2 protein-coding genes are annotated in these 1343 nt (G+C 36.6%); both read left to right on the top strand.

Annotated features, from left to right (window positions below; genetic code table 11):
• The first annotated feature begins 541 nt into the window (after positions 1–541).
• Positions 542–862 (top strand): TrbC/VirB2 family protein, encoded by a 321-nt coding sequence (locus tag ACFIO3_RS13215; protein WP_375608095.1) that lies wholly within the window; start codon positions 542–544, stop codon positions 860–862.
• Complete coding sequence (locus ACFIO3_RS13220) at positions 863–1171, top strand: type IV secretion system protein VirB3 (protein ID WP_375608094.1); 309 nt, start codon at positions 863–865, stop codon at positions 1169–1171.
• Positions 1172–1343 lie beyond the last annotated feature (172 nt).

Consider the following 1343-nt stretch of genomic DNA (forward strand, 5'->3'; position numbering starts at 1 on the left):
AACTTTTTTTCTTCTCGATAGAGATCGACAATATCTTGGATATCTTGCGTCTCAAATGTTTTAAGAATGCTGAAATCTATTTTATCTTTATATTGGCTTAGTCCCCACACTATAGACCCCATAATGTAAATAATAACAATTAATTTAAATAGCATCTCTCAACACGCTCACTCAAAAAATTCGTTTTTTTCTATCCTTTCAGATTATTTATCAGCAATCCCCTTGTTTTTAAATAAAAAAATCCAAATATAAGTGTTGCAGATTAACTACATTTTGTAAAGAATAATATTCTTTATTTTAATATTGTTATTTTTACCAATAGAAAACTTAAAATTGCCATTTTCATATAACACAATTTCAATTTGAGAAGACTTCTGTCTCTTTAAGAAGAAAAGTTTGAGAGTGAAGAGATCCGCTATCAAAACTTTTAAAACAAGAAAATGAGGAGTTTAGACTGTCATAAAATAACAGAATTCTCCAGTTGTTAGAGGTAATGGAATGTCGATAGATGAACAAATATTGTTTGTTAAAGAGAGGTAAAATGACAGATAATAGATTCCAAAACATCATTTTTATCGTGACCATGCTGCTTTTTACAGCAGTGCTTGTATCAGATCCTTCTTATGCTTCTTCTGCTCCTAGTGGAGGTGGTCTGGGAAATCTTGATGGTGTTTTAGGTAACATTGTCACAATGATGACGGGTGGGACGGCAAGGCTCATTGCTATTATATGTGTTGCTGCTGTGGGGATTGGCTGGATGTACGGCTTTATTGATTTACGCAAAGCAGCTTATTGTGTTCTAGGGATTGCTATTGTTTTTGGCGCCCCTACTCTCGTCACTAAATTAGCAGGCACAACATAAATGAACGAAGATACTCTCTTCCTTGCCTGTACGCGCCCGGCCATGTTTGCCGGTGTTACGATGGAAGCGATGGCGCTCAATGTTATGGCGACATCTATTCTTTTCATTTTGACCAGTGATTTTACCATGTTTGGTTTTGGGATTGGGATGCATTTTATTTTGCGAGAAGTGACAAAGTATGACCACAACCAATTTCGCGTATTATTTGCATGGCTCAATACCCGAGGAAAACAAAAAAACCTCAACCGATGGGGAGGAAGTTCTACCTCCCCTTTACGCCTTGTCCGCACGTATAAGGAACTAAGCTAAAGGGACGAAACCGGTGAAACAGATGTCAATCATGAAACGGGAAACTTTACCTGAAGAATATATTCCCTATATACGCTACATCAACCAACATGTCATTGCTTTAAATTCACGCTGTTTAATGGTTGTGATGGCTGTTGAGGGTATAAATTTTGACACTGCGGATATTGATCAA

Source organism: Bartonella sp. AD328YNZD (genome assembly GCF_042196425.1).

What these genes read in the sequence shown, in the direction of transcription:
- ACFIO3_RS13215 (WP_375608095.1), top strand. Translation starts at nt 542, where the DNA reads ATGACAGATAATAGATTCCAAAACATCATTTTTATCGTGACCATGCTG.
- ACFIO3_RS13220 (WP_375608094.1), top strand. Translation starts at nt 863, where the DNA reads ATGAACGAAGATACTCTCTTCCTTGCCTGTACGCGCCCGGCCATGTTT.